Below are 24,340 nucleotides of genomic sequence, written 5' to 3' on the forward strand. Positions count from 1 at the left end.
AGTGTGCATCATGCTATCTTTTTCACTGAGTTATGCAATATTTTAAATATGGACTTAATTCATTTACCTCCATATTCTCCAAAATATAATCCAATAGAACGAGTTTGGAGGACAATAAAAGCAAAAATATCAAGAAAATTCATAACAAGCATTGAACAATTAAAATTTATCTTTAAAAACAAATTTGAACAAGTAGTAGATAATGAAAGTTTCTGGGAAAATTGGCTCTGGAAGTTTCTATAAAATATTATAATTTTTAGTGTCGCAAACTATAGCAGTAATCTTATTTTCACCACTTAAACCGTTGATGTATACATGACCGTACATATCGGTTTCATCATCCACACTGTCACCTGAGTTTAGGGTGTATGTGATTTTTTCACCAATAATCAGCTCACCTGCAATGTCATTTAAAACAAGTATCACAGGACCGCCCTTAACATAACTGATAGTAATGTATGTATCAGTTTTAGCTTTCGGAATCAAGATGCTGTTGTCACCTGTTTCGATTGCAGCAAACTCCAGATGGAAATCGGTTTCAGATATGGGTTCGTCAATCCTTTTGATTCGTTTCGATTGCAGCAAACTCCAGATGGAAAACCTCAATGCCCTCTGCAATATTGTTGTTTTTAACAATGATGTCATCGGTAGGGTTCAACTCAAGACTTTTAAGCACCTTCAACCAGTAAAAAGTAACACTTGCCGGATTGACACTACTGTTTAGAGTTTCAACAGTGTTTCCTGTCATGTTTATTGAACCGATTGCTGAAGGAAACCCATGATCCTCGTTTTCAGCTTCAGAATAAATCAAAAGATTATTTTCCCGTAGAACAAAAGTATTGTTTATGATATCAAGGTTATCTGATGATTTTTTAAGGCTTATTACTGGCAGATTGTCATAGGTATTGTTTTCCCATTGTTTTAAATTATTGTAATAGGAAGTTTCAAGATAACCGCAGGTAATGAATTTGTTGTTTTTGATAACTGATCCCTTGGTTGATGCACCTCCGTAGAAAACTGCATAGGCATTGTTTATGAAAGTGTTGTTTTCAACCAATACATCACCTGAAGTGGATACAATGCTCACACCGTCAAGTACCGGTCCGTCAAAGGTATTGTTGATTACCTGGATGTTATGGGCACCCATAAGATTAACCACCTTGTACCGATCTCACTTGTAATCACGTGAGTGGTTGTGTCTGTGAAATATGAATTCCTGATAGTTGAATCAGATGTTGATGATAAATACACACCGCTTTCAAAGTTAATGAACCTGCAGTTGTCAATAACAATATTTCTAGAACCGCTAACCTGAATCGCCTGACCTTCTATAATTCCCATATAACTCGGCAACGGTTTGGCATTAATGAATGTGATTCCATTAATTTTGATTCCGTCACCTCTTATTTGAATTCTACAATTGCTAGACCCAGAAGTAATATTAACATTTTCACCTTTTAAAGTGATGCTTTTAGTTATTATAATCGTATCAGTGTTAATATTGTAACTCTTGGATTCACCTAAATTTACCGTATCTCCATCACTTGCCTTGTTGATTGCACTTTGAATATCATCAGTTGTGGTACCGTTGACTCTGTATTCCGTGCTTAACGTAGTTTCATCTGCAACAGATTGTCTGATTATCGTTTTCAGCTGAAACCGCACTAATTGATAGTATAATTACTAATGCAAGCAGTAATATGATACAAATGCTTTTTCTTGTTCATAATTTACTCTCATTAATTCGAATTAAAAAGAGCTAATAAAATATTGATTAAAAAATAAGATTAGAATTTGGCTAATCTTTAATTAATATATTAATATTATCATTGATATAAAACTCGTTAATTAACCTTTAATTATTTATGTGAAATCTTTGTGTTTTGTTTTATTTGATTTTATTTTTAATAATTTTTCTTTTTTTGTAATTTTAGTTAGTATTATTTGGTAGGTTTTGCCCCCCTCGAAGAGTCATGTTTTAATAATATGGAGCAATTAGAGTGAAAATCAAAAAAAACAAGCATAATCCTTAAATATATATAATTAATATAAATATATTCGATGTGTGAATTTTTACACATCAAAAACTTTTAAAGAGTTTAAAATATTGATTAAAAAAAATAGAGGTTAAAATATAAAAAAATTAATTTGAATAAAAAAATGATTAAATCATTTTTCTCCCCCTTTATTAATAAAGAATCGTTGTGAAATGAATGATAATTCATAATTAATAAGATAGGAACATCTCAAATTAACAAAATATTATATAATAACCTCTAATTTTTAATTTATGTTTGAACTCTGTAATTAAATTTATGGAGGAAAAAATTTATGAGATTAAACTATAAAATCGTAATTGCAATGTTGGTTCTTGCAATTTTTGCAGTTGGATCCGTTTCAGCAGCAGAAGTTGTAGCTGATGATGTAATTGATGACTCAGTAGATGATGTTGTCATTGATGATGTGCCTTTATCTGATTCTGTTCAAGATGAAGATGATACAATTTATGATGAAATTCAAACTACTCGTGGTTATGATGTAAATGACTCAATGGATTCAAATACTATAAATCAACGTATTATTAATGCATCAACTGGTAGTGGAGTAGTTAATTTCACTCCAGGAACATATAAAAGTATGGCATTAGTCTTAAAAGACAATGTGGCATTATATGGTAACGGAGCAACAATTTATGGTAATGGCACAGACAATGTGTTTACTATTACTGGAAAATCTAATTTCACAATTACTGGATTTAACATAATTGTTAATTCTACACAAAAAGCTGCAATCTATGGATCAAATGTGTTTAATGTAGCAATTACTGATAATACAATTACTGGTGGAAAAGATGGAATAAACATATTCAAAACTTATGAAAATGTAACAATTACTGGAAATACAATTTCAGGTGTTACTAGAGATGCAATTTCCTTAGTAAATCATAAAACCTTTTCAGATTCTGAATGGAGTAATTGGCCAAGTTCAGTAGTTTCAAATAACAATATTACTGGTGGACAATATGCAATGTTCTTTGGAGGCAACTTTAAAGGAACAATAAGTGGCAACACCATCACTAATTCTACTTATGGTATGCAATTTGCAGGTAAAAAAAATGAAACTAATGGTAAATTGCATGCAAATATATATGGAAATACAATGACAGGTGTTCAAACCGGAATTGATATGAATCACCCATCTGTTGTTTACTTAAATATGTATTTCAATAATATTGTAACTGCAAATCCTACAGTTAATTATGCAATATCCTGTAATTCCTATTTTATAAATGCAACTCATGGACCAATTTATGTATTTTTAAATAATCTAAATGGATTAATTAAACAATCATTTATTAGTAAATGTACACTGTTTTATCCAAATACTAATTATATTATAGTACCGTAGATATTTATGAAAAAATATAGCATTATTTTTTAATATTCATTTTTTTAATAATGATTTCATCAGTGAGTGCAGCAGATATTGGATTGAATGAATCAGCAGAGTTAAATTTAGAAAATGAAGTATCTTCGGAGACTATTCCTATTTATGAAGCTCAAGATGCTAATTTAAATAATGAATTAGAACTTCAAGAAAATTATTCTAATGAAGTCACAGATGTGGCTGATCCTGTTGAAGATAATTATTCTAATCAAAGTTCTATGGATGAAGAGAATTCTATTAAAGAATCTCCACAAAATGAATCTAATGAAACTGGTGTTGTTGGTTTTGAGGATTTGTATGGTTGGACTACTCATGGTAATGTTACTGTTAATGATGATGGTTATGATGGATCATGTGTTGTTTTAAATAATGGTGCTGGTATTAGTCAAATGGTAGATTGGTCTAATATTGATAAAATAGGATTCTTCTATAAAACTTCAGCTATGACTAGTTTCTTTGCATTTATTGAAAATGAATCAAATATTAATATTATTAGTAATATTTTCATGACAGATACAGACTGGACTTATATTGAATATGATACTAGTTCTATAAACGAACCTTTAGAGTTAAAATTCATTACTACAATGGGAACTGCATATCTTGATTCTTTAAATTTTACCTTTAAAACTACTTCTGAAGACAATAATACTTTAGAAAATGAAACAAATGGTACTAATTCCAGCAATATTACTAATGGAACTGGTGTTGTTGGTTTTGAGGATTTGTCTGGTTGGACTACTCATGGAGGTACTGTTACTATTAATGATGATGGTTATGATGGATCATGTGTTGTTTTAAATAATGGTGCTGGTATTAGTCAAATGGTAGATTGGTCTAATATTGATAAAATAGGATTCTTCTATAAAACTTCAGCTATGACTTTTCTCATTGCACATATTGGAAATGAATCAAATACTATTATTAGTAATATTTTCATGACAGATACAGACTGGACTTATATTGAATATGATACTAGTTCTATAAACGAACCTTTAAAGTTAGAAATCTTTGCTAGAAGTGGAACTGCATATCTTGATTCTTTAAATTGTACCTTTAAAACTACTTCTGAAGACAATAATACTTTAGAAAATGAAACAAATGGTACTAATTCCAGCAATATTACTAATGGAACTGTTAATGTGCCCATGAATACCTCTGTTTCTATTTTTTCTAATGAGTTTGGTGTTGTTATTATTTCTTTAACTGTGAAAGACAATAGTTCCAATGTTGTTTCTGGTGTTGAGGTTAGTTATGTTATTGGTGATGGTAATTCTGTTTCTGATGTTACTGATTCAGAAGGTAAGATTACTATTCCTAATTTAACTGGTGAAGTTACTATTAAAGCATCTTTTGCTGGTAATGCTAATTATTCAGCATCAAATGCTACTGCTAGTTTTAATTTCACACAATCCAATGAAACTAACACAACCGGAAATATAACTAATGAAACAACATCTGGAAACACTACAAGTGGAAACAACACTAATGCAACTGGTGGAAACACTACAGAAGACAATACTACTGTCGTGCCTACTACTGTTGGTACTAAACTTACTGCTTCTAATGTAAACATGGTTTATAATGGTGGTAAATATTTAGTTGTTACTTTAAAAGATAAAAATGGTAATGTTTTAGCAGGTCAAAGAATTAGCATTAAGTTAAATGGAAAAACTTATACTAGAACTACAAATAATAAAGGTCAAGCTTCACTAGCTTTAAGTTTAGTTCCAAAAACTTACACCGCTACTATTAACTTTGCAGGAAAAGATAAATATACTAAATCATCAACTACTGCAAAAATTGTAGTTACTAAAGCAACTCCAAAACTTACAGCTACTAAAAAGACTTTCAAAATTAAAACAAAAACCAAAAAATACACTGTAACATTAAAAACCAACAAAGGAAAAGTCATGAAAAACACAAAAGTTACTTTAAAAGTTAAAGGTAAAACATATAATGCAAAAACCAACAGTAAAGGTAAAGCAATGTTTAAAATTACCAAATTAACTAAAAAAGGAACTTTCAAAGCAGTAGTAAAATATGGTGGGAACAAATATTACAAAGCATTAAGCAAAACTGTGAAAATCGTTGTTAAAAAATAAAATTTATCAAAATTTTGATTTATTCGTCAAGAAAAGAAAAAAAAAAAAAAAAAATTAAAAGAAGAGACTATTAAAATACTTGCACCGCCAATATGTTTAAAGCCTTTGGAAAATATTAGACCGAGATTGTCTACATCCATTTTCAATACTCCAAGTTTATTCGCCCCTTTTGCAATTTCAGCAAGATGGTTGAAATAAAGAATAAATGCCTGTTTTTTATTGCTTGTTTTTGTTTTAATTTTTTCTTATACTCTTTAGTGTATCGTTCAGCACTTGTTGGTTTATCATATTTATTTAATAAGAACTTAATATCATTCATTTTATCGCATGCAGTATTTTATTTGCCAGGACATCACCAATACCTGGAACTTTAATTAGGTCATCATATGTTAACTGGCATATATCATTAATTGTTTTTAATCCGAGGAAGTTCACTATGTTTTTTGCTCTTTCACCGCTAATATCATCAACACAATATGCAAGAACATTAAAAGCGGGGTTTACACTTTTGGTTCCGAATTGACGAACTAATGTTTTATCGTCTAGGCATTTTTCTGCTGTTACTCTCATTAATTCGAATGTTTCATTTAATGTTCGTGTTCCATGAATGATTTTAGTGTAGGTGTTGAGTCTTGCTATTGCACCAGTTATCATTTTATGATCTAAACCATTATGTTGGAATGCTTCGAGGTAGTCACGGTTGGTTCCATGAATTACCACAAAATGCATCTGGTAGTTTTCCATTTGTTTTTGTGTTTCATTCCAGAGTCTGCCGTCTGTTATGCTGCTCATGAAATCTGACCATGTTTTGAATTCCATGACAACTTTATTATTGAACAGGTAGTCTCCGGTTGGGAGTTCAGCGGTTTTTACTTGACATCTTTGTTTTTTATAGTAAGCTGTTGCTAATGGTATTCTGCTTTTTTCACGAGTGTCTATTGTGATTTGCATTTTATCAGTTCCTGTTCAAGGTGGTTGATTTCATCTAATAATGTGTTTACTGTTGTTTTTAATTGAATTATTTCAGAGTATATTTTATCGTATTTTTCTTCAGTCAGAGTATTCATTTTTTGCATGTTGTTTAGGATGTTTAGTTGTTTTTCTAGTTTTTCTGCATCGTGTTTGTTGTCGAGTCTGTATCCGTGTGCATTGTAATATTTTTTTATTTTAATCCCCCAGGGAATTGTTTTAATGCATTTTGTCCCATTCGTGTTTTTTCCAGTAGGATTGCATTGTTGAGCATTTGGTGTTCTGATTGCAGTTGTTGTTTTAATGCTTTGTTTTCTTCTTTTAATTGCATTATTTGTGTTTCACAATCGCAGATATTATCGGATTGTTTCAATGCAATATTTTCCTCGTGGAGAGTATTCAACATATCTTCAACTTCTTGACAAGACATTTCCTCACCATAATCTCTCATTTTAGGACAACATTTAGTAAATCTTTTCTCTGATTCTATCCCTCTACTACTGAAATGAATCCCTAAAACATTCATTTTACCATTTAAACAATTATTGATAGCAGATTCCAATATTTCTAATGGTATATTATCAAATTCACATAACACTTGAAATTTAACAGTTACTAATGTTGGAACATTCTGTTTAATATCAGTCATTCTAAATCAACTCATCATTTTAAACAAATAATGTTATTTTTATTCTCTCCTCATACTTTCCTGATAGTTGTTCAACTTTGCAACATTCAACTCGAATATCATCTAAATCAAAATCTTTTTTCAATCGTTCTAATTTACTTAAGTTAAATGTTTTCACAATAATAGTCCAATTTGTGTGTTCATCACATTCAATTTTAGCAAAAGGGTCTAAATATGTTCTCATTCTCCCTTTTATTTGTTTTATTGCTTCTTCTTTATCTCTTCTGATTTCTGCCAATTCGACATTCAAATCATTTTCTTTTAGTCTTAAATCTTGTACTCCCTTAAAAGAATACTCTTTTTCCTCTTCTTCAAATCCCTCATTTCGAGTACAATAAGGTACACCAAAGGGGTCAGTATCATCATTCATATAACTCATTCTAATTCAACTCCTAATTCCTCTGCAATATCATCTATTACTTCTGATGCATAACACAATGGTGATATATCTCTATGTTCTTTGTTAAGATATTCATCAAAATATTTCTGTAAGATTTCCTTGACTTTAAATTGATAATCATCATATTCAGCACTTATATTGTCTTTTTCTTCACTTTTAGAAAGGTACAATGCTTTATATGAATCATATCCATCAAGTAACCCATAATTCTCTTTGTTAAGTTCTTGGATTGTTTCTTCTTGTTTATTCAACTCATCACAAGCATCACTCATAAAATGCAAACATTTATTTTCTTTTTTTATCTTCAATAAGAACTCCATAATCTTTTGTTTCATGTAATAAATATCGCTCATCAGTCATTCCACATTCACCGCAATTAACGATTCTCATATTATTAGAATCGTAATACTTTACTTACTCCACCGCAACGGTCAATTCTACATCTTCCGTTCATATGGATTAAGTAGATATTGTTCGCTTCCCCGCAATGCCGATAATTCAAAACGATACGGGTCATGTTCCTGAACCATGATTTTCTGATACGAACCTTGATGTAGTTTCATACTTCCACCGTTACTAATTCACAAATTGCATCACTTACACTTTTATTTATATTAAATTTCATCTGCCACCAGTAGATATAATCCCATTGCAGATAAAAATCGTTCTTCGGATAAATCAAATCAACTTTAATGCCAATATTCAATTACTCCACTTCCTTATAAGTCATTTCAAATACATCAAGTTTACAAGGATAATATGCCTCCTTCATATCTCCATAACCAAGACCTTCCACTTTTAATGCCTTGTAAATAATTATCCCTTTCAGATTCTTGTTTTAATAACCTTAACAATTTATCCTGACGAATACAATCAGGTATTTCATCATGAATACACCGAGTACTAACATACCATGGATAAACTGTAATTAAATACGCTTTAACATCTTCAATAATTTGATCCATTATATCATCTTCCGGTAACGTTCCTGACGTTTATTAAATTCACGTAAATTTCTTCAATAATCATAACAATACATAACAATAACCCCCAAGATAACACCCGTGTAAAATGAAATTATTATCATCTCTAATCATCCATCATATCATATTTTTTTCATGATTTCTTCTTTTTCAGATTCCAATACTTGGATTGCCTCTTCACATGCTTGTTTTTTCCTTTTGTAATATGCTATAGTTACATTGATTTCTCTTAATGTAGTGTTTACTTCATTCATATTTCCACCTCTACGGTTATTATGGGTAAGAATTCTCCATCATTATAGATGAATTTTGATTTATGTTTTGGTTTTGGTAATGATTCATTTTCCATTAGTTTTGCTACCGATATTATGAATCTTTCATTAATATTTGTCATTTTAATGCCACCAATTCCAAATTATATCTCCTATGAATATTCCAATAATTAACAGGAGGTAAACATAGGTAGATGAAATCATAGATATTCAAAGTGTTCTACCTTTTTTTTGTAATTGTTCTCGTCTGCGTTCCAATTGCTGTGTTGCTTGCTGTAAACAAACAATCACATAACTGTAATCACAATCAACACCATCTTCTAATGGTTCTAATTCAGATAATACAGTGTTTAATCTACTTTTATACTTATTGCAATCTTTTATTTCTTTAATCATTGATTCTCCCCTCTTATTAATATTAATAATAAAAATAAGAGTATAATACATGTGATTATACTCCAGAAACTAATCATTCTTTATTCAACTCCAAGCGGATAGCATATTTTTCAAGCTTAATGTGGTCATTGATTAAGTCTAATTGTTGACGAATCAAACTAGTATTGGCTTTTGCTGTTCTCCAGGCATCATAATCATTTCTTAAAAATGTTTCCACGAAAGCAGTTATTTGTTTTTCAGTAGGTAATTTACTTAAACCTTCTTTTTCTTTAATCTTATCTGGAGATAATCTCCATTCATTAGCCTTATGCAAATAAGTTAATTCCAAGTCCAATTCTTTATCAATTGCTTTTTCCAATTCCATTAACTTATCTTGCTTATTATTAATCATAATAGTTAATGTTGTGACTGGTGAAACATCACCATTATTGTTAACTAATTTATCTGGTAAACCTTTATTCTGAATTAATGGTTTCCTTTCTTTTGCTTCATTTGCGATGTCTTTTTCATTTAAATTACTCATTTTTATTTTCCTCCTTTTGCTTTAACAGGTCGAGATAATGGTCTAGGTTTCACATAACCCTGAATTGCTTCAAGGAAATACTCATTAAATAAGTAATTATAATCACGTACCAGACGGTCAAAATCCTTGTCCAATACATAAGTTGTACAATAATCAGACATGTCACGTATTCCACGACCATATGCTTGCATTAATGGCATGATTGTTTGATAAGCATACCATACTTTATCATAATGTTTACGAATATTAATCTGGGTTGATGCTAAGCTTGGGAACGGCATTTTAAATAGTATTTGATAACGGCATTTATCTCCTTTGAAATCCACCCCGTCTTTAATTCCAGCACCTATTAATATTACTGGACGGTTTGTTTTTTCAAAACGGTTAATAGTTTCTTCACGTGATGCTCCCTGTGCAACCCAAATATTTCGATTATTGAGGCTTTTTTTAATCCACCATGCTTGTTGATTACTTGATGTATGTATAACACCTTTTTCAAACATGTGTTTACTAATGATTTCTTTAATCTTATCCAAGACTTTATTATCCTTCCACTTCGGTACCCTATTCGGATTAAAACCACTCATACTTTTAATATACTCTTTCAGTATAGGCCTATGCTCTACAGGAAATGGGCTTTTCTGATAAATATAATAAGTTTCAGTTGGATCTATTCCAATCCAATTACAAAATTTATTTTTATCTCCAAGTGTTCCTGTCAGGAATAAACGAGTTGATCCGAATTGAAGTAATGTTTCAGTATAATCTTTTATCATAATAGGTTTGAATTCAACTTTCAAACCAGTATTATAATCAGAGTCGGCTAATATTTCTTTTTTAGTGGGTAAGTCAATAACCCATTTGTCATTGGTTAACTGATTAATTAATAAACCATATCTTTTAACTAATCTTTCGTTTTGTTTGGCTTCTTTTTCATTACGTGGAAAACGAGATTTAACCGCACTTATTAGTTTTTCAAGTATATTAACCCAGTAACCATAACTATTAATGCTTTTAAGTGTAGCTCCTTTTCGTATTGGTTCAAATATATCAAAACCATATTTTTTAATAATGGTTTTTCGGTTTAATGTGGTGCTTACCAGATTCATTATTTTTTTCTCAAAATTATGCGTTTCATCTAATATTAATAAATCTCTGGTTTGGAATAGTCCGGCATATGCTCCTGCATAGAATAGGTAGTCATAATTTGTTATGATGTTAGTTGATTCTAATGCATGTCGTAAGGCCCATATGTATTCACAGTCACTGCATTTGGATTCGTTTTCTATTTCCATTTGACAATTATCACAATAGCCTCCATAATTACAAGTGTAATTGCTTCTGCCTTTGATTTCTGTTAGCATGTTTGCGAAATCATCGAGGTATTGTGATTGTAGTTGATTGGTCATTGTGCAGATGTAGCTGTCATTAACCATATTGGCTATTGTTGTTGCTATAGCGGATTTCCCGATTCCTGTTCCGGCCTCAAGGATAATATTTTTGAATCCCATTTCCATGGCTTCCCGTATTTCATCAATAATTTTGATTTGTTCAGGTCGTGGAGAGTATTTGTTTTTAAAACTCCAGTAATGGTAATTTTCCCATTTATTGTTTTCCATAACCTTTTACCTCCTCGTTTTTTATTTTTTTCTCGAATTCTCTTAGATTGTTTAAATCTTCATTTAATAATTTAATTGCTTCTTTTGTTTGCCTATAATTAGCATTTGTATAATTTCTTCCGTGTTTTAGAGCATTGAATGCTTGTATATGTGAATGTAATTCGTTTGATAAATTATTGATTTGATTTTCCAATTCTATCCTATTGGGATTGAATATGCAGTAGTGTTGGTGTGTGCAGCAGGAGTGTTTATCTGTTCCTGGGCTGTAGTAGCATGTGTTGTAATCAATAATTTTTTTCAGCATTTTATTTTTCTCCATATTTTTTTGTTACTTTGTTACTTTGTTACTTGGACTTTCACAAACTTTTGAGTTTTTTTTGTTACTTTGTTACTTTGTTACTTGGACTTTCACAAACTTTTTCATAAATAGTAGGGGGTCCCTACCATGACCAGGTAACAAAAATCAAAGTCAAAGGAAAATCCTTAAAACATATGATTAAAGCACGAAAAAAGCTCTAATTTGTTACCTGAGCTAAAAGTAACAAACAGGTAACAAAAGTAACATTACTCTCCATCCTCCATTAAACTAATATTAGGATATAAGAACTCCATAAACTCATCAAAGTTAATCTTAATCACTTTCATAGTTTTAGATTTACCAAATCTAGTATTCTTCACATTCCATCCCAATAATTCACCAATACTTTTTAAATCGGCACAAAAATCTAAATGATCACCCAATGTTTTACGCAAACCCTGAGTCAAACAAATATACTTAGTACCATTCCGACTAGTAAACGGAATAGCCCATGTCAACAAACGATTATTAACAATACTCCAATTAATATTAGTGAAATCATCACTGGTAGTAGCAGCATTAACATCTAAAGTCTGAGTGGATCTATCACCATACGAATCATAAACATTGATTTTTTTACGTGCATTGTTAAATTCAGAAACAAAAAAATTTCGTATATCTTCACGTTGAGTATCATCCAAATCACCAATGGTTTCAGATTCCTCCCATGTGGTTAACCATTCAGGTACTTCACTACCCATCTCAAAGAAAAATTGGCCAATTATTTTATCTGCCGTACTTTTCCAATCATCCAATAATAAACCAGGACTGGTAACTATATACTGAATAGCATATTCCCCCAGGAAACCTAAACTTTTCAAATGAGATAAATGAGGAGATTTCACATGAAATTTATTCTCAAATTCTTTTTTCTCAAAATCAGTTTTACGCTGATTATAACTGAATGTAATTACATGCATACGGTTAATAATCGCATCATCCTCAGGGAGATACATGTTTGCAGTGAATAATATAGGTGCAAATGCCGGTATTCCTTTGTAATGACCCCCACTATATCTGGCTCTTGCAGTTGTTGATTGAACACATAATTTAATCATTTCCTTAATAGATTTACGATTAAAAACACTTGCAGGTTCATTAACAATAACCGGGTCACAGGATTTACTAACAACTGCTCCAAGACGAGCAACAGTATCTATACTTGAACCCCCAATATCATTAACCTCAGTATTAGGTTCATCATGAATAAACAATCCAATACGAGCTAAAGTGGTTTTACCTGATTGACTTGTGCCCTTTAAGTATAACCATTCCATATCATTTCCTGCTTGTTTCATTGCATAACTGAACTCTGCCATTAAACACCATTTCAAGACAGTAGCCAAAGTAGATTCATGGCCTTTATAATATAATGATAATTCATGTAATGATTTAGCAGTACGAGCCATCTCTTCACGTGAAGGCACACGTACATTTTTTTTAACCACAGTAACCTTATCATCTTCAACATTATAATACACTCCAGGATTATCAATATCCTGTTTAATTTCAGCAAGACCTGCTTCAATCATACTGTTAATCATGCATGAAACTGCACCCGGAACCAGTCCTGGATTATGTGAATATCCTGCATCCATTAAGTAATTGCTGATTTCATTAATGGTTGCACCACTACCATCACCAGTGGTGGTGAACATTTTATCAGATAAATGAGTGGCCCATTTAATCTTGAAACTCCGTGGTTGATCTAATAATAATGGGTCATAGATAATTAATTCATGAGGTACTGCTTCAATTACCGGTGTGAATTTACTGTCGGTTTCACCATTACGTTTGAAACTGATTTTTTCCTGCAATACTTGTTTGAATTTAAAATTAGTGATAATGTTAGTACTGTCATCAATTTTACCTTCAACAATATCAGTATATTTACGAGGTTCAATAATGGTTTTTAACTCTTTAAATTCATGTGGAGTTAAGTATTTCTGTAAATGTGATTTAACCGGCAATGGTGCAGTTACTCCATCATAGATATTGGTTATTTTTTCTTCAATAGGTGTTATGTTAATTATTTCGCTAATTATAGAGCAAGTAGACTCTATATTAACATAGTTATTATAGAGCCATTGAGCAATATAAGGTAAGATATCTTCTGTTTTTTGCTCTTCTGAATAAGGAATATCAGATAAAAAGGTAACTATTTCATTAATCCTGTTATCTGGTAAACTCCTATAGGTTTCAGTACTTGCTGCTTTACTCATTTTTTACTCCAGTAATTCTTTTGCTTCATTATATTCTGATTCAGTGATTTTTCCCATGTCGAGTAAATCAAGTAATTTGTTTTTAATACTTGCATGATTAACAATAACTTCATTAGCTTGTAATTCTTTAACTGCCATGTTTAAGAATTTGTTATTGTCACACATGTCTTTGAAACTCATACTTGGTTTATCACCGGATAAGTCTTCTGTCACTATTTCAGTTGCATTTACTTCGATAGCTTCATCATCAATTGATGGTGCTTTAGGTTTATTACCTAAATTACTAGTTTTCCCTGCAGTTTTAGGTTTTGGAGCAGGTGACTTGGAAGGTGCTTCAGGCTTATTTGGTTTTTGGGCAGATGTATCCTCCATCATTTCTTCAGCCGGAGTTCCGCTTAAACTTTTATGCAAAGCAACAATACCTCTTAAAGCATTACTTAATGTTTTACTTCCTGCACGTGTTTGCGCCATACTGGCCATCTGGAAGTAGTCACGGTTTAACCAGTTTTGTTCATTGTCTAAGCAGTATGCTTCCGCACCACCTATAATGGTTCCATCACTTATACGGATTAATTTTGCTTTGGCTTTAAATCCTTTTGCTTCAAATACTTCAACTGGTTCTGCATCTCCAGTCATAACATCCAAACCAAATGCATTGCCAAGTGCTATCCAGTCTTCATACTCTAAGTGTCTTTTACCATTAACCATTACTGGATTTGGTTTATTATTCAACACTTCATTAACAACAGCCAATGCCTGAGTATTCTCAGCTTTAATCATTGACTCATTTTTAATTAAATCAATAGATTGAGGTGTTGTGGAATTATCCACAACAGTTAATTCACCATCACTCATTAGAATCACCTTTCATCAATTGGTGTTGGAAACTCCATCTTATCCTCATCATCCTGCAATACTTTATAAATAAATTTAGGATTACCAGTTTTAGATTTAGGAGGAATAATCTCAACAACTTCAACACGTGTAAATACATCCATTTCCAAATTAACATAAGTTCTTTTGAGATCTGCATGTGCAGGTAAAGTCTGAAGAATATATTCACCTTCGTCTTCATCATACCCTTTGTAAAGAGTGATCTGTTTTCCGTAATCTCCTTTATCAAATCTGTATAAATATCCTTCGGCGTAGTTACCTACTTCTGCCGGTTTCCAGTATCTGTCTTCAGATGGTCCTTTTTCAACTTCTTTTAATGCCATACACTTATGCCTCCATAGTTATTTCTTTTAAAATTTTCTGTGATTTTTCAATATCTTTCAATGTTTGTTTTTCAAATCTTACCAGACTGAACATTAGTCTGTTTTTGTAGTCTACGTAGCTCGGATGTTCCGGTAAACGACCTTTCAATGATACGAGTAGTAATACATCGTCATAGCTAATATTCAAGTTAATACGGTCATGTGGAATAGTTACTCCACAAAACTTTGTTAGACAATCCGCCATTTGCTTATGACCTATGGCGGATTTCCATTTAGTGTTTAATACTTTTTCAATGAATTCCTGCTTGGATAATGGTTCATCTATCCTTTTGATACGGGGGTCGATGAACATTCCGTTACTGAATCCATTTACAATGTAGATCATTTTTGGTTTTCCTCCAATCGTTTTTTCTTTTCAGTTAACCTTTCAATACAATTCTCCAATTTCTGTATTTCAAGATTAATGTAATACTCTTCGTCCAACATATGGTTAGGATTTAATGGTACACCCAGTTTTTCTGCAATGGCTTCTGCTATCCAGTCCTGTTGACTGATACCAGTTAATCCGCAGACATGGGTTTTCATTAAATCAACCAGATTCTTATCAATGCGAGGGTTAATACGTGTACGGTTACCGTAATCTTCACTCATATTATCGCCTCCATATGATTATAGAATGTTCCTGATTCCACACTGGAAACTCCAACAATCCAAAAGCAGAATAATATGAAAACTAACAGGAGAATGATAATAGCTGCTACGCAAATAACATAAAAGTTCCTATGGCAGAATTGATTCAATTGAATCATTGTTTGATGATGTTTTTGCTCATTACTATATCTTGGATTTAATATTGTGCTTTTATCATCCTGTGTTTCTCTGATTAGTGGAATCAGGAGTAGAGATAGTATGGAGATGATATTGTTAATCATTTTGCATCATCTCCACTATGGTAGGAATTAATTGATTGAAACCGGTTGGTTCCAGTTTTGTTATCAATTTTTGATAACTGTGAATTTATCTCATCTAATACTCTGATTATTTCCAGTTCTGTCATGTAATCAAAAGTATTAGAATCACAGATAAGTGCTTTAAGAATTCGGATAGTGTTAATATCTAATGAATCTTTAACACTATCCACCTTTTGATTAAAGGTTACACCATGTATTTCGTAGTCATTCCTGATACGTGCATATTCTCCAGTAGTGTAAAAATCACCGTCTAATCTGCAGATGAAACCTTCTTCTTGGCCACAAATTGGGCATTCAATACAGTTACCTATACTGCTGCTCATGCTGTCACCTCTTCAAGATAATCAGGATTTTTTTCAATCATGCGGATTAACTCATGAGTTGTTAAACCATGTTTCATTAGAAAATCGAATTGGTCATTATGATGCATACTATTCAAGAATCTGTATGCTTTTTCAGTAGCATGATCATCTGGATTTTCCATATTATGGATTTTCCAGTAAAGGTTCTTCTTGAGTATGTACACTTCTTTGAGTTTAAGGAAGTCTTCAGGAGTTAATACTTCAAAGTCTTCTGCTCCGATTGCATCTAAGTATTGGTATTTTAACTCATCGTATTCTTTTTCAAGGTTACGGTATTGTCTTTTGAGTTGATTAATTTCGCTTTGAGTGGGTGCTTTGTTTACTTCAGTGAAAGCCATACGGTATCCCCTCCTAGTTATTGGGATTGTTTTGCCATTAACTCTTTGAGGTGTTTACGGTAGAGTACACTATCGATTACATGCTCTTTGAGTTCGGCTGCGGTGAATTTTTTACCGTCAATGTCAACTATCATGTCTGGTTTTAAAAAAATAGGGTTATGGGATGACATTAAATATCATCTCCATAACTTGCCATTGCGTTGCAGATTTCATTTTCGTATTGTTCTGCTGCGAGTTCCGCTTTTAAAAAGGAGTTATTGTTTAACTCCATAATGTAGCCTTCAAACTCATCATTGTAACCTAACACTTCATATACAGTGAAGTCACCTAATTCCGCTAAACTGATTACTAGATCTTCAAGGTTTATTATGCTTGATTCATCTACTTGGTGGATGTATTTTTTTGGTAGGTTGTTTAGTAGGTCTTCGAGTTCTGCGGTTTGTTCTTTAAAATAAGTTAACTCATTGCCGAGTATTTTGTTGTTGGCTTCGAGTTTTGTGTTTTGTTCTCGGAGATAGTGTAGTTCTTCGAGTATTTCTTTGATTTTTATTTTTTCAGTATTTTCAATATTTTCAGTCATTTTCAATTCACCTTGTCGGTTTTATATGAAGTTACAATAACGGCCAGGTTATGTATCTTCAAGTTATGTAATATTAGTGGAAGTAGTATATAAATGTTGTTGTAAATAAAGGTTAATTTATGTACAATAATAATATATACAAGTTCCAACAAATAATAATGCATATCACAAAAACAAGTGAGGTTAGATATCATGGTTGAAACTACAATGACATTTAGTATCGACAAGGATTTAAAACAAGAATTAAAGATTATTGCATTAAAGCAAGATAAATCAGTAAAAGATATACTTGCAGAACTAATTCAAGATTTTGTAAATGAAAATAAGTAGTATTTTTTTTAAATTTTTTTATTAATGTGTTTAAGTTGTATTTATTTCTTAGCATAGCTAAGGCAGTTAAACTGCTCACAACTCTCCATTTCGACTGGAACTAAATAAGAAAAACTTATAAAGCATTTAACACATATATTATAATCGTTACTACAATTCATTTTATCCTTGTCGGTTAACTTGTTTTTGGTAACATGTAGTTTAAGATAGTGAGTTCGGCCAGGAACGTTTGAACTATCTTTTACTACGAATATTACATTCAATATTTCTGTTTTTCAACATATATAAAACATAACCCCTCCACACCATAAAGAATCCCCACCACTTATGACAAGGACATCATCCCCAAAATATTCTACATATGTCAAGTTAATATTAGATTGTTTAACTATTTAAATATTATTATACACCTAAAATGAACAACAATATAATAATATAATACAATTATCTATAATTGTTTAGCACCAAAAAATAAAACACCGTATTTTAAATTTCACTGTTTAACAAAAAACAACAAAAATTGATAACTCATACAATTCACAAAAAAACAGTACAAACTACTAAAAAAAACATTAATGTAAAAAAAATATTACAATAACCAAGATAAAAAAAAACAGTGAAAATTAACCATTCAAAATAGGCCTTACAGGATGAATATTAAATTCATTCAAAATATCCAAAATCAACTCAGCATTATTCTTAGAATTCCTAACATCATTAGGACGCAAACTTAATTCATAATCAGCACGATTCCTCAAATTCCTTAACTTACGAAGATACTCACCCAATTCCCGCTCCTCATCATACCCAGAATCTTCTAAAGCATTAATTAATATAGAATGAGCATTGCTAGACGGCAAGGTTTTTAAAAAAGCTTTTTCATAATAATCCCTAGATTCACCAAAACATGCATAATATAAACGTCCAATACCAGAACGCTGATACTCCTCTTCATCAGAATGATCCAATAAAAAAAGTCCCACATCATAAAACTTTTTCCACTTAAAAACCATATTTACCACAAATCCACAGAAACTAATTTTTTCAAAGAACTTGGAAATTTATCAAAAGACCTAATTTTTTTATTAACTTTTCTTAATAACTCCCAATCACTATCAAAAGAAGAATCATTACTATTAATATAAATAACTAATTGATTTAACAATGAATCCTCAGGATCTATAGAGAATTCAATACAAAAATCATTGTTTTTAAAAGATAATTGAAGTAAATTTTTAAGTTCATTTAAATAATCAAATAAATCATCATGTAATAAAATAAATTCATGAATTTCTTTTGGATTAATTAAATTAAAATTATTAGATAATTCATTAAATTTAAATTCAAATGATTCAAAATATTTTAAATAAGAAATGGGATTTGATTCAAAATAATTATCATTTAAACTAGCAGGTGAGGTAACATACATCTCAGTTGATTCATCATAATTAATTTCTGGAGGACTCATAACCATTCATTCTCCTTTAATAATTTTTTCAAACTTAGAAGTAATAGAATAATCAAACTTATCAAAAATCAAATGATTCATGTCAATTAAATTATCTTTAATCTCATCAATATAATTAATATTATGAAGAACACAATCAAAATCTAATATAAATATTTTATCTGCATTCTCATTAGGAAAACTTGGATTAAATAACCCATATTGCATAGTCATTAAATAATCATCTTTTTTAAAATTTACTTTAGTGAATATTTGAACCAAATTTTCCTCATTTTTCTCAAGATTATTAATAATTGCCATATTTGTTAAATCAGGACTAAAAAATTCAGAAACATTATTATTAACATTTTTATCTGTAACTTGATTAATATACCTTAATCCTAAAAAGTTTAATTTCCGATAATCAAACTGATTAAAAGCATCCATAAGTAATAAGATTTCATCTAAAAAATCTGAAAACCCTGAATATGCTTTTTCTCTATATTCTAAAACTAAATCATTAGCAGTTAATGTAACACTTTTTTTATGGTCTTGAGTTTTAAATATCCAAACTAGCTCTCCTTCACGAGTAATTCTGCGAGGTTGACCAGAATTAATATCAATATCCAAATTAATTTTATTATGAGGGATGACTTCTAAAACTGGAAAAACATTTGAAATTTTATTAGCGAAATCTTTAACTATAAATTTATCAGTACCCACCAATTCTTTAATAGTTTGGAATTCAATTCTAAAAATGACTTGACTAATAAAATTTTCATCCAAACGAATACCCTTTTCCATATAAATCACCCTATATCCAAAAAATTGAATTATAATTATTTTATAATTATAATTCATGACACATATAAATTTTACTAAAAAAATTCTCAAAAATTATAATTAAAAAAAAATAATTAATTTTAATCATAATCAATGAACTTTTGAATTAACTTCTCATCACTAATAGTAACTCCAAATTCTTCAACCATGTCAAAAGTTTCTTGAACCCTATCCCAAACATTAATTTCACTAATATTAACATCAATAGACTCTTTTAAATTAAAATATTCTTTAACAAATAAAAATCCCACATATAAAATATTCCCAAAATCAAAGATAATCTTATCAACATCATTTGGGATATCTTCAAATAAATCAATCGCATCTTGTTTACCCATACAAGTATTATTCCATGGGTCACCTATCATAATTCTTTTTTCATTCATTACATCACCTTTCCTTTAGTTCATCCCATGCATTTTGACGTGCACGAATATTATTAATCTCATCCCACAAAGCATTAACTTCCATATCCTTTTCCTGTTTCAATGCCTCATTTTCCTTTTCAAGACTATCAATTTTAGCCTCCATTTCCCTCCTTACTTCAGAAGTGTAAACTTTTGTCTCAATATTCTCAAGACTTAAATCCGGCAATGCAGATAAGTACGCCTCTTTTACTTCATCAACACCTATCTGAATATATGAAGGATCTGTTTTCACCGGTGCAACATGACCCTCCATAATAGTACATATTCTTAAATTACCACATGTTCTTGCAATAGTTGTCTGGAAGAATTTTCTTAAAGCATGAGCATGAAATTTCGGTATTTTATCTATCTTTTTTTGCCTATCTTCAATTGATAACTCTCCATTAGATATTGCTTCATCAATTTTACTGATACGATATTTTCGTAGTTTCTTATTTTTCCTAGCAAATATATCTGCTACTGATTGAACTTTCATAGGTCCTTTGAAATATTTTCTTTTATTTCCAAACAGAGCATCTGATTTAGACATTGTTAAATTTAATCCTTTTTTCTTATTAACATAAGGCAAGTATTCATTTTTGAGTTTGCGTAGGTTCTGCAGAATCAAGTTGCATGTTTCAGGCCCTATTCCTGTAATGCATGATACATTGAATCTTTTAGTTTTATGTGGTGTTAGTTCCAGGACACATATCATGTCTTCAGGTGCATTATCTATGAATTCATTTACATCAACAAAGTCATGATATTCTTTTGTTCCTGTCATGAAGTCATCGATGGTTAATTGTAATGCATCTGTTAATCTTAATCCGCTGTCTTTTAATGTGCTGATTAATATTTTATGTGCGAGGGAGGAATCATCAATGACGAATTTAATATCTTCTTTTGTGAGTAAATACCATTTTGGTGGTGTTCTTTTCATATTTGTTTTTGGGTATTCAACTGAATAGTATTTGAGGAAAGTTTTGATAAGGTCCAAATCTGCAACAATTGTATTTGTACTGTTTCCTCTTTTTTCACAGAATTCAATATACCCATCGAAGTATTGTTTTATTTTTGAGTTAGGACTGTTAATATCAAAGTGGGTTATTCTTTTTTCTATTATCTGGTTGCCGTCGTCATCTGTACCATGACTTATGATTTTTTCTGTTACTATGGATTGTTGGTTTTTGCAGGTGATTATTATTTCTTCTAGTGTAGTGTTTAATGCTTTTGTGAATTTGGTTAGTGTTTTGTAGTAATTTGCTTTGCTTGATCCACTTAAGTTTTTGGAGTTTAGGAAGTTAGTATAGTAAATGTCTTCGGTTATGTTTTTCATGATGGTTTTCACCTCTATAGTTTATACTATAGGTGGTGGAAATATTTAAATTTTTACTAACTTCGACTTTAGAAATCTAACTAAATAAATAAACTTCTACTTCTTCTCCTTCATCAACAAGTTCAACCAGTTTTAGAATTTTCACATACCCATCAGCTGTGGACAATGAAAATATTGCTCCCGAATCTTTAAATATTGGTTGTATATTATCTCCATCGACTTTAACTAATTGGTATTGCATCCTTCCAACTTGTGAGTGGATTCTTTTAGTGATTTTACCTTTAACAACATTTAATTCAAAGTCCTTATCAATTCCAGCCAATTTTGTTAAAGGTTCAGCTACAAATGCATTAAAGATCATCAATGCTGAAACTGGATTGCCCGGTAGCCCCATAACAATTTTGCCGTCAATAACCCCTACAATAGTCGGTTTTCCCGGTTGAACAGATATTCCATGAACGTAAACTTCGCCTAATTCATCAAGCACATGTTTTAAAACATCTCCTAAACCAGCAGAAGTTCCTCCAGAACAGAACAAAATATCAACTTCTTTTAGAGACTCCTCTATCTTTTCTTTTACTTCATCATAGTTGTCCCTCATAACTCCTAAAAAATGTGCATCGGAACCGCAGGAAATTGCATCGTTTTTAATCATTCCTCCATTTACATCATAAATTTTACCATATTCCAGTCTCTCTCCTTGAAGAGTAATTTCGTTTCCAGATGAAAGTATGCCCACACTAGGTTTTTTATAAACTTCAATTGTTTCAAATCCTTGTGAAAGTAAAACTCCGATTTTGCCAGGATTTAAGAAATCTCCTTTCTCAAGGATTAATTTAGATTCCCCAATATCAGATCCTTTTTTAGCAACCTCTTGGCTAGGAGTCGCAGTGGTCAATAAATTAACTTTACCATCCATTTTTTCCGCATATTCTACCATAACAACTGCATCGGCACCTTCAGGCATTGCAGCACCAGTGCTGATTTCAATACATTTGCCTTTTTCGACTTTCTTATCAGTTGTCGCCCCAGCTTCTAAAAAGTCAATAACTTCCAAAGTATTTGGTGATTCTTCAGATGCGCCAAAACTGTCACTGGAAATGATTGCAAAACCATCCTTCAATGCTTTGTCAAATGGAGGGAAATCCATTTTAGAATAAACGTCTTCAAATAATATCCTGCCATAAGCTTCATCAACAGAGACTTCCTCACTTTCTGCTTTTAAATTCTCATCAAATAATTTTTGAATAATGTCAATAGCTTCATCACATTCTTTAATTTTTAAAAATTCAGTTCCCATAATAACCACTAAAATAGTAAAATCCAATAAATTAATATATAGTATATTAATATAAATATAAATAACTTAATCTTATCGATAGAAGTACATTATTATAATATTGGAGGAGAGTATTTGTCAAAACCGAATAATAACCAACAACAAGAATATAGAAGAGTAAGAACCCCTAAAAAAGGTGAAATACCTGGAATAGTTGAACAAATTATGGGACACGGAAAATTAAAAGTCCGTTGTTCTGATGGAAACATTAGAATGACCAGAATTCCTGGAAAAATGAAGAAACGTATTTGGATTCGTGAAGGAGATGTTATTCTAGTTAAACCGTGGGATTTCCAATCTGATGAAAAAGCAGATGTTATCTGGAGATACACAAAAACCGAGTCCAACTGGCTTGAAAGAAAAGGCTACTTAAAAATGTAGTCTCTTCACCTATTTTTTTGATTTTAATGGATTCAAAAATAGCTAAAGCAGATGCAAAACATGAAAAAATTCATTCCGAAAAAAGAAGAAAGGATAATTCTGAGAGAAAAACCGGAAATGAAATTTTTGATAAAATTACATTAGAAACACTATACAAATTAGCTAATCAAGGCCATATTGATATTTTAAATGGTGCTATAAGTACGGGTAAAGAAGCTAATGTGCTTACGGGCATAACTGATGATGAAAAATTTGTTGCAGTTAAAATTTATAGAATTGCAACCTCTGATTTTAAAAAAATGGATTATTATCTTAAATGCGATCCGAGATTTAATGTCAAAACTAAAAATAAAAGAAAAATCATCTATTCTTGGGTTACAAAAGAGTTTAAAAACTTAACAAGATTATATAATGCAGGAGTTAATGTTCCAAAACCAATAACCTGTGCAAATAATGTTTTATTAATTGAATTTATTGGAGATAAAAAAGGCAATCCCGCCCAACCTGTTAAAAACCAACCCCCACAAAATCCAGACGAATTTTGGAATATTTTACTTGTTGAATTAAAACGATTTGTAAATGATGCAAAACTAGTGCATGGTGATTTATCAAATTATAATATCTTAAATTTAGATGAAAAACCTGTAATCATTGATGTTTCACAATCAGTAGTGTTAGATAACCCAATTTCAAAAGAATTACTTGAAAGAGACATTAAAACACTTGTAAGAGAATATAAGAAGATTGGTGTTGAAACTAGTTTTGAGGAAGTTTGGGAATATGTTAACCCTTACTGAAAGATGTTTT

The 24,340-nt window shown here is 31.0% G+C and carries 37 protein-coding genes; 6 read left to right on the forward strand and 31 right to left on the reverse strand.

What is annotated here, in order from left to right; translation table 11 throughout:
* Positions 1 to 243 (forward strand): transposase (locus tag Q9968_RS05765; protein ID WP_305514380.1); only part of this gene is annotated, 243 nt, incomplete at its 5' end.
* Here the strand turns inward: Q9968_RS05765 and Q9968_RS05770 are convergent.
* Genes Q9968_RS05770 through Q9968_RS05780 form a run of 3 tightly spaced genes read right to left on the reverse strand, consistent with a single transcriptional unit; the run spans position 238 to position 1,665 of the window.
* Complete coding sequence (locus tag Q9968_RS05770; RefSeq protein ID WP_305514382.1) at positions 238 to 585, reverse strand: hypothetical protein; 348 nt, start codon at positions 583 to 585, stop codon at positions 238 to 240. The two genes, Q9968_RS05765 and Q9968_RS05770, sit on opposite strands and share 6 nt — an antisense overlap.
* Positions 554 to 1,147: a NosD domain-containing protein gene (locus tag Q9968_RS05775; protein WP_305514384.1), complete on the reverse strand. Its 594-nt coding sequence runs from the start codon at positions 1,145 to 1,147 to the stop codon at positions 554 to 556. Before Q9968_RS05775 ends, Q9968_RS05770 begins: the two co-directional genes overlap by 32 nt.
* The gene (locus Q9968_RS05780) at positions 1,123 to 1,665 is read right to left on the reverse strand and encodes a right-handed parallel beta-helix repeat-containing protein (RefSeq protein WP_305514386.1); all 543 of its coding nucleotides are present in this window, start codon (positions 1,663 to 1,665) and stop codon (positions 1,123 to 1,125) included. The genes Q9968_RS05775 and Q9968_RS05780 overlap by 25 nt, the downstream gene beginning before the upstream one ends.
* 666 nt (positions 1,666 to 2,331) lie before the next feature.
* Here Q9968_RS05780 and Q9968_RS05785 point away from each other — a divergent pair.
* A complete protein-coding gene (locus Q9968_RS05785; protein ID WP_305514388.1) occupies positions 2,332 to 3,408 on the forward strand; it encodes a right-handed parallel beta-helix repeat-containing protein in 1,077 nt (358 codons plus the stop codon).
* A 50-nt stretch (positions 3,409 to 3,458) separates the two neighbouring features.
* Positions 3,459 to 5,552: a hypothetical protein gene (locus Q9968_RS05790; RefSeq protein ID WP_305514390.1), complete on the forward strand. Its 2,094-nt coding sequence runs from the start codon at positions 3,459 to 3,461 to the stop codon at positions 5,550 to 5,552.
* A gap of 315 nt (positions 5,553 to 5,867) precedes the next feature.
* Here Q9968_RS05790 and Q9968_RS05795 read toward each other — a convergent pair whose 3' ends face one another.
* The 22 genes from Q9968_RS05795 to Q9968_RS05900 form a co-directional block, all read right to left on the reverse strand.
* Positions 5,868 to 6,503 (reverse strand): ERCC4 domain-containing protein, encoded by a 636-nt coding sequence (locus Q9968_RS05795; RefSeq protein ID WP_305514392.1) that lies wholly within the window; start codon positions 6,501 to 6,503, stop codon positions 5,868 to 5,870.
* Between the two features lie 211 nt (positions 6,504 to 6,714).
* Positions 6,715 to 7,170: a hypothetical protein gene (locus Q9968_RS05800; protein WP_305514394.1), complete on the reverse strand. Its 456-nt coding sequence runs from the start codon at positions 7,168 to 7,170 to the stop codon at positions 6,715 to 6,717.
* A 19-nt stretch (positions 7,171 to 7,189) separates the two neighbouring features.
* Entirely contained in the window at positions 7,190 to 7,588 is a 399-nt protein-coding gene (locus Q9968_RS05805; RefSeq protein ID WP_305514395.1) for a hypothetical protein, read from the reverse strand.
* A complete protein-coding gene (locus Q9968_RS05810; protein WP_305514396.1) occupies positions 7,585 to 7,917 on the reverse strand; it encodes a hypothetical protein in 333 nt (110 codons plus the stop codon). Before Q9968_RS05810 ends, Q9968_RS05805 begins: the two co-directional genes overlap by 4 nt.
* 251 nt (positions 7,918 to 8,168) lie before the next feature.
* Positions 8,169 to 8,315: a hypothetical protein gene (locus Q9968_RS05815; RefSeq protein WP_305514397.1), complete on the reverse strand. Its 147-nt coding sequence runs from the start codon at positions 8,313 to 8,315 to the stop codon at positions 8,169 to 8,171.
* A 40-nt stretch (positions 8,316 to 8,355) separates the two neighbouring features.
* Positions 8,356 to 8,574 (reverse strand): hypothetical protein, encoded by a 219-nt coding sequence (locus Q9968_RS05820; RefSeq protein ID WP_305514399.1) that lies wholly within the window; start codon positions 8,572 to 8,574, stop codon positions 8,356 to 8,358.
* Between the two features lie 140 nt (positions 8,575 to 8,714).
* On the reverse strand, positions 8,715 to 8,846 hold the full coding sequence (locus Q9968_RS05825; RefSeq protein WP_305514401.1) for a hypothetical protein: 132 nt from the start codon (positions 8,844 to 8,846) through the stop codon (positions 8,715 to 8,717).
* Positions 8,843 to 8,986 carry a hypothetical protein gene (locus tag Q9968_RS05830; protein WP_305514403.1) on the reverse strand — a complete coding sequence of 48 codons (144 nt, stop codon included), beginning with the start codon at positions 8,984 to 8,986 and terminating at the stop codon, positions 8,843 to 8,845. Before Q9968_RS05830 ends, Q9968_RS05825 begins: the two co-directional genes overlap by 4 nt.
* Positions 8,987 to 9,074: 88 nt before the next feature.
* Positions 9,075 to 9,311, reverse strand: a complete 237-nt coding sequence (locus tag Q9968_RS05835; protein WP_305514405.1) for a hypothetical protein — start codon at positions 9,309 to 9,311, stop codon at positions 9,075 to 9,077.
* 22 nt (positions 9,312 to 9,333) lie between these two features.
* The gene (locus tag Q9968_RS05840; RefSeq protein WP_305514407.1) at positions 9,334 to 9,783 is read right to left on the reverse strand and encodes a hypothetical protein; all 450 of its coding nucleotides are present in this window, start codon (positions 9,781 to 9,783) and stop codon (positions 9,334 to 9,336) included.
* Between the two features lie 2 nt (positions 9,784 to 9,785).
* A complete protein-coding gene (locus Q9968_RS05845) occupies positions 9,786 to 11,402 on the reverse strand; it encodes a helicase C-terminal domain-containing protein (RefSeq protein WP_305514408.1) in 1,617 nt (538 codons plus the stop codon).
* A complete protein-coding gene (locus tag Q9968_RS05850) occupies positions 11,389 to 11,706 on the reverse strand; it encodes a hypothetical protein (protein ID WP_305514410.1) in 318 nt (105 codons plus the stop codon). The genes Q9968_RS05845 and Q9968_RS05850 overlap by 14 nt, the downstream gene beginning before the upstream one ends.
* A 260-nt stretch (positions 11,707 to 11,966) precedes the next feature.
* On the reverse strand, positions 11,967 to 13,982 hold the full coding sequence (locus Q9968_RS05855; RefSeq protein ID WP_305514412.1) for a hypothetical protein: 2,016 nt from the start codon (positions 13,980 to 13,982) through the stop codon (positions 11,967 to 11,969).
* Positions 13,983 to 13,985: 3 nt separating this feature from the next.
* A complete protein-coding gene (locus Q9968_RS05860; protein WP_305514414.1) occupies positions 13,986 to 14,837 on the reverse strand; it encodes a hypothetical protein in 852 nt (283 codons plus the stop codon).
* 5 nt (positions 14,838 to 14,842) lie between these two features.
* Entirely contained in the window at positions 14,843 to 15,199 is a 357-nt protein-coding gene (locus Q9968_RS05865) for a hypothetical protein (protein ID WP_305514416.1), read from the reverse strand.
* Between the two features lie 4 nt (positions 15,200 to 15,203).
* Entirely contained in the window at positions 15,204 to 15,584 is a 381-nt protein-coding gene (locus Q9968_RS05870; protein WP_305514418.1) for an STIV orfB116 family protein, read from the reverse strand.
* The gene (locus Q9968_RS05875; protein ID WP_305514420.1) at positions 15,581 to 15,850 is read right to left on the reverse strand and encodes a hypothetical protein; all 270 of its coding nucleotides are present in this window, start codon (positions 15,848 to 15,850) and stop codon (positions 15,581 to 15,583) included. Before Q9968_RS05875 ends, Q9968_RS05870 begins: the two co-directional genes overlap by 4 nt.
* Positions 15,847 to 16,131 carry a hypothetical protein gene (locus tag Q9968_RS05880; RefSeq protein WP_305514422.1) on the reverse strand — a complete coding sequence of 95 codons (285 nt, stop codon included), beginning with the start codon at positions 16,129 to 16,131 and terminating at the stop codon, positions 15,847 to 15,849. Before Q9968_RS05880 ends, Q9968_RS05875 begins: the two co-directional genes overlap by 4 nt.
* Positions 16,128 to 16,493, reverse strand: a complete 366-nt coding sequence (locus tag Q9968_RS05885; RefSeq protein ID WP_305514424.1) for a hypothetical protein — start codon at positions 16,491 to 16,493, stop codon at positions 16,128 to 16,130. The genes Q9968_RS05880 and Q9968_RS05885 overlap by 4 nt, the downstream gene beginning before the upstream one ends.
* Positions 16,490 to 16,870: a hypothetical protein gene (locus tag Q9968_RS05890; RefSeq protein ID WP_305514426.1), complete on the reverse strand. Its 381-nt coding sequence runs from the start codon at positions 16,868 to 16,870 to the stop codon at positions 16,490 to 16,492. Before Q9968_RS05890 ends, Q9968_RS05885 begins: the two co-directional genes overlap by 4 nt.
* A gap of 17 nt (positions 16,871 to 16,887) precedes the next feature.
* Positions 16,888 to 17,040 (reverse strand): hypothetical protein, encoded by a 153-nt coding sequence (locus Q9968_RS05895; RefSeq protein WP_305514428.1) that lies wholly within the window; start codon positions 17,038 to 17,040, stop codon positions 16,888 to 16,890.
* The gene (locus tag Q9968_RS05900) at positions 17,040 to 17,450 is read right to left on the reverse strand and encodes a hypothetical protein (RefSeq protein WP_305514430.1); all 411 of its coding nucleotides are present in this window, start codon (positions 17,448 to 17,450) and stop codon (positions 17,040 to 17,042) included. Before Q9968_RS05900 ends, Q9968_RS05895 begins: the two co-directional genes overlap by 1 nt.
* A 192-nt stretch (positions 17,451 to 17,642) precedes the next feature.
* Between Q9968_RS05900 and Q9968_RS05905 the strand changes: the two genes are divergently transcribed.
* Positions 17,643 to 17,780, forward strand: a complete 138-nt coding sequence (locus tag Q9968_RS05905) for a hypothetical protein (protein WP_305514432.1) — start codon at positions 17,643 to 17,645, stop codon at positions 17,778 to 17,780.
* A gap of 623 nt (positions 17,781 to 18,403) precedes the next feature.
* Here the strand turns inward: Q9968_RS05905 and Q9968_RS05910 are convergent.
* The 6 genes from Q9968_RS05910 to glp all read right to left on the reverse strand — a co-directional run bounded on the left by Q9968_RS05910 (position 18,404) and on the right by glp (position 23,113).
* A complete protein-coding gene (locus Q9968_RS05910) occupies positions 18,404 to 18,793 on the reverse strand; it encodes a hypothetical protein (RefSeq protein ID WP_305514434.1) in 390 nt (129 codons plus the stop codon).
* 2 nt (positions 18,794 to 18,795) lie between these two features.
* Positions 18,796 to 19,254, reverse strand: a complete 459-nt coding sequence (locus Q9968_RS05915; protein ID WP_305514436.1) for a hypothetical protein — start codon at positions 19,252 to 19,254, stop codon at positions 18,796 to 18,798.
* On the reverse strand, positions 19,255 to 20,031 hold the full coding sequence (locus Q9968_RS05920) for a TIGR04255 family protein (RefSeq protein ID WP_305514438.1): 777 nt from the start codon (positions 20,029 to 20,031) through the stop codon (positions 19,255 to 19,257). It abuts the gene before it with no gap.
* Between the two features lie 119 nt (positions 20,032 to 20,150).
* Entirely contained in the window at positions 20,151 to 20,456 is a 306-nt protein-coding gene (locus Q9968_RS05925) for a hypothetical protein (protein ID WP_305514440.1), read from the reverse strand.
* 4 nt (positions 20,457 to 20,460) lie between these two features.
* Positions 20,461 to 21,813, reverse strand: a complete 1,353-nt coding sequence (locus Q9968_RS05930; RefSeq protein ID WP_305514442.1) for a hypothetical protein — start codon at positions 21,811 to 21,813, stop codon at positions 20,461 to 20,463.
* 76 nt (positions 21,814 to 21,889) lie between these two features.
* On the reverse strand, positions 21,890 to 23,113 hold the full coding sequence (gene glp / locus Q9968_RS05935) for a gephyrin-like molybdotransferase Glp (protein WP_305514444.1): 1,224 nt from the start codon (positions 23,111 to 23,113) through the stop codon (positions 21,890 to 21,892).
* A 114-nt stretch (positions 23,114 to 23,227) separates the two neighbouring features.
* Here glp and eif1A point away from each other — a divergent pair, with 114 nt between their 5' ends.
* Positions 23,228 to 23,533, forward strand: a complete 306-nt coding sequence (gene eif1A / locus Q9968_RS05940) for a translation initiation factor eIF-1A (RefSeq protein WP_305514446.1) — start codon at positions 23,228 to 23,230, stop codon at positions 23,531 to 23,533.
* A 26-nt stretch (positions 23,534 to 23,559) separates the two neighbouring features.
* A complete protein-coding gene (locus tag Q9968_RS05945) occupies positions 23,560 to 24,330 on the forward strand; it encodes a serine protein kinase RIO (RefSeq protein ID WP_305514448.1) in 771 nt (256 codons plus the stop codon).
* Positions 24,331 to 24,340: the final 10 nt, after the last annotated feature.

The sequence above is a fragment of the Methanobrevibacter sp. V14 genome, from assembly GCF_963082475.1.
Taxonomy (GTDB): domain Archaea; phylum Methanobacteriota; class Methanobacteria; order Methanobacteriales; family Methanobacteriaceae; genus Methanocatella.

Bases quoted from the DNA above. Each gene is read 5' to 3' on its own strand.
- Q9968_RS05795 (WP_305514392.1), bottom strand. From the start codon at position 6,503: ATGCAAATCACAATAGACACTCGTGAAAAAAGCAGAATACCATTAGCA.
- Q9968_RS05910 (WP_305514434.1), bottom strand. From the start codon at position 18,793: ATGGTTTTTAAGTGGAAAAAGTTTTATGATGTGGGACTTTTTTTATTG.
- Q9968_RS05820 (WP_305514399.1), bottom strand. From the start codon at position 8,574: ATGGATCAAATTATTGAAGATGTTAAAGCGTATTTAATTACAGTTTAT.
- Q9968_RS05845 (WP_305514408.1), bottom strand. From the start codon at position 11,402: ATGGAAAACAATAAATGGGAAAATTACCATTACTGGAGTTTTAAAAAC.
- Q9968_RS05860 (WP_305514414.1), bottom strand. From the start codon at position 14,837: ATGAGTGATGGTGAATTAACTGTTGTGGATAATTCCACAACACCTCAA.
- Q9968_RS05830 (WP_305514403.1), bottom strand. From the start codon at position 8,986: ATGACAAATATTAATGAAAGATTCATAATATCGGTAGCAAAACTAATG.
- Q9968_RS05900 (WP_305514430.1), bottom strand. From the start codon at position 17,450: ATGACTGAAAATATTGAAAATACTGAAAAAATAAAAATCAAAGAAATA.
- Q9968_RS05785 (WP_305514388.1), top strand. From the start codon at position 2,332: ATGAGATTAAACTATAAAATCGTAATTGCAATGTTGGTTCTTGCAATT.
- Q9968_RS05790 (WP_305514390.1), top strand. From the start codon at position 3,459: ATGATTTCATCAGTGAGTGCAGCAGATATTGGATTGAATGAATCAGCA.
- Q9968_RS05930 (WP_305514442.1), bottom strand. From the start codon at position 21,813: ATGAAAAACATAACCGAAGACATTTACTATACTAACTTCCTAAACTCC.
- Q9968_RS05825 (WP_305514401.1), bottom strand. From the start codon at position 8,846: ATGAATGAAGTAAACACTACATTAAGAGAAATCAATGTAACTATAGCA.
- Q9968_RS05885 (WP_305514424.1), bottom strand. From the start codon at position 16,493: ATGAGCAGCAGTATAGGTAACTGTATTGAATGCCCAATTTGTGGCCAA.
- Q9968_RS05840 (WP_305514407.1), bottom strand. From the start codon at position 9,783: ATGAGTAATTTAAATGAAAAAGACATCGCAAATGAAGCAAAAGAAAGG.
- Q9968_RS05925 (WP_305514440.1), bottom strand. From the start codon at position 20,456: ATGAATGAAAAAAGAATTATGATAGGTGACCCATGGAATAATACTTGT.
- Q9968_RS05855 (WP_305514412.1), bottom strand. From the start codon at position 13,982: ATGAGTAAAGCAGCAAGTACTGAAACCTATAGGAGTTTACCAGATAAC.
- Q9968_RS05905 (WP_305514432.1), top strand. From the start codon at position 17,643: ATGGTTGAAACTACAATGACATTTAGTATCGACAAGGATTTAAAACAA.
- Q9968_RS05835 (WP_305514405.1), bottom strand. From the start codon at position 9,311: ATGTATTATACTCTTATTTTTATTATTAATATTAATAAGAGGGGAGAA.
- Q9968_RS05865 (WP_305514416.1), bottom strand. From the start codon at position 15,199: ATGGCATTAAAAGAAGTTGAAAAAGGACCATCTGAAGACAGATACTGG.
- Q9968_RS05775 (WP_305514384.1), bottom strand. From the start codon at position 1,147: ATGGGTGCCCATAACATCCAGGTAATCAACAATACCTTTGACGGACCG.
- Q9968_RS05920 (WP_305514438.1), bottom strand. From the start codon at position 20,031: ATGGAAAAGGGTATTCGTTTGGATGAAAATTTTATTAGTCAAGTCATT.
- Q9968_RS05880 (WP_305514422.1), bottom strand. From the start codon at position 16,131: ATGATTAACAATATCATCTCCATACTATCTCTACTCCTGATTCCACTA.
- Q9968_RS05850 (WP_305514410.1), bottom strand. From the start codon at position 11,706: ATGCTGAAAAAAATTATTGATTACAACACATGCTACTACAGCCCAGGA.
- Q9968_RS05915 (WP_305514436.1), bottom strand. From the start codon at position 19,254: ATGGTTATGAGTCCTCCAGAAATTAATTATGATGAATCAACTGAGATG.
- glp (WP_305514444.1), bottom strand. From the start codon at position 23,113: ATGGGAACTGAATTTTTAAAAATTAAAGAATGTGATGAAGCTATTGAC.
- Q9968_RS05890 (WP_305514426.1), bottom strand. From the start codon at position 16,870: ATGGCTTTCACTGAAGTAAACAAAGCACCCACTCAAAGCGAAATTAAT.
- Q9968_RS05895 (WP_305514428.1), bottom strand. From the start codon at position 17,040: ATGTCATCCCATAACCCTATTTTTTTAAAACCAGACATGATAGTTGAC.
- Q9968_RS05870 (WP_305514418.1), bottom strand. From the start codon at position 15,584: ATGATCTACATTGTAAATGGATTCAGTAACGGAATGTTCATCGACCCC.
- Q9968_RS05800 (WP_305514394.1), bottom strand. From the start codon at position 7,170: ATGACTGATATTAAACAGAATGTTCCAACATTAGTAACTGTTAAATTT.
- Q9968_RS05805 (WP_305514395.1), bottom strand. From the start codon at position 7,588: ATGAGTTATATGAATGATGATACTGACCCCTTTGGTGTACCTTATTGT.
- Q9968_RS05945 (WP_305514448.1), top strand. From the start codon at position 23,560: ATGGATTCAAAAATAGCTAAAGCAGATGCAAAACATGAAAAAATTCAT.
- Q9968_RS05875 (WP_305514420.1), bottom strand. From the start codon at position 15,850: ATGAGTGAAGATTACGGTAACCGTACACGTATTAACCCTCGCATTGAT.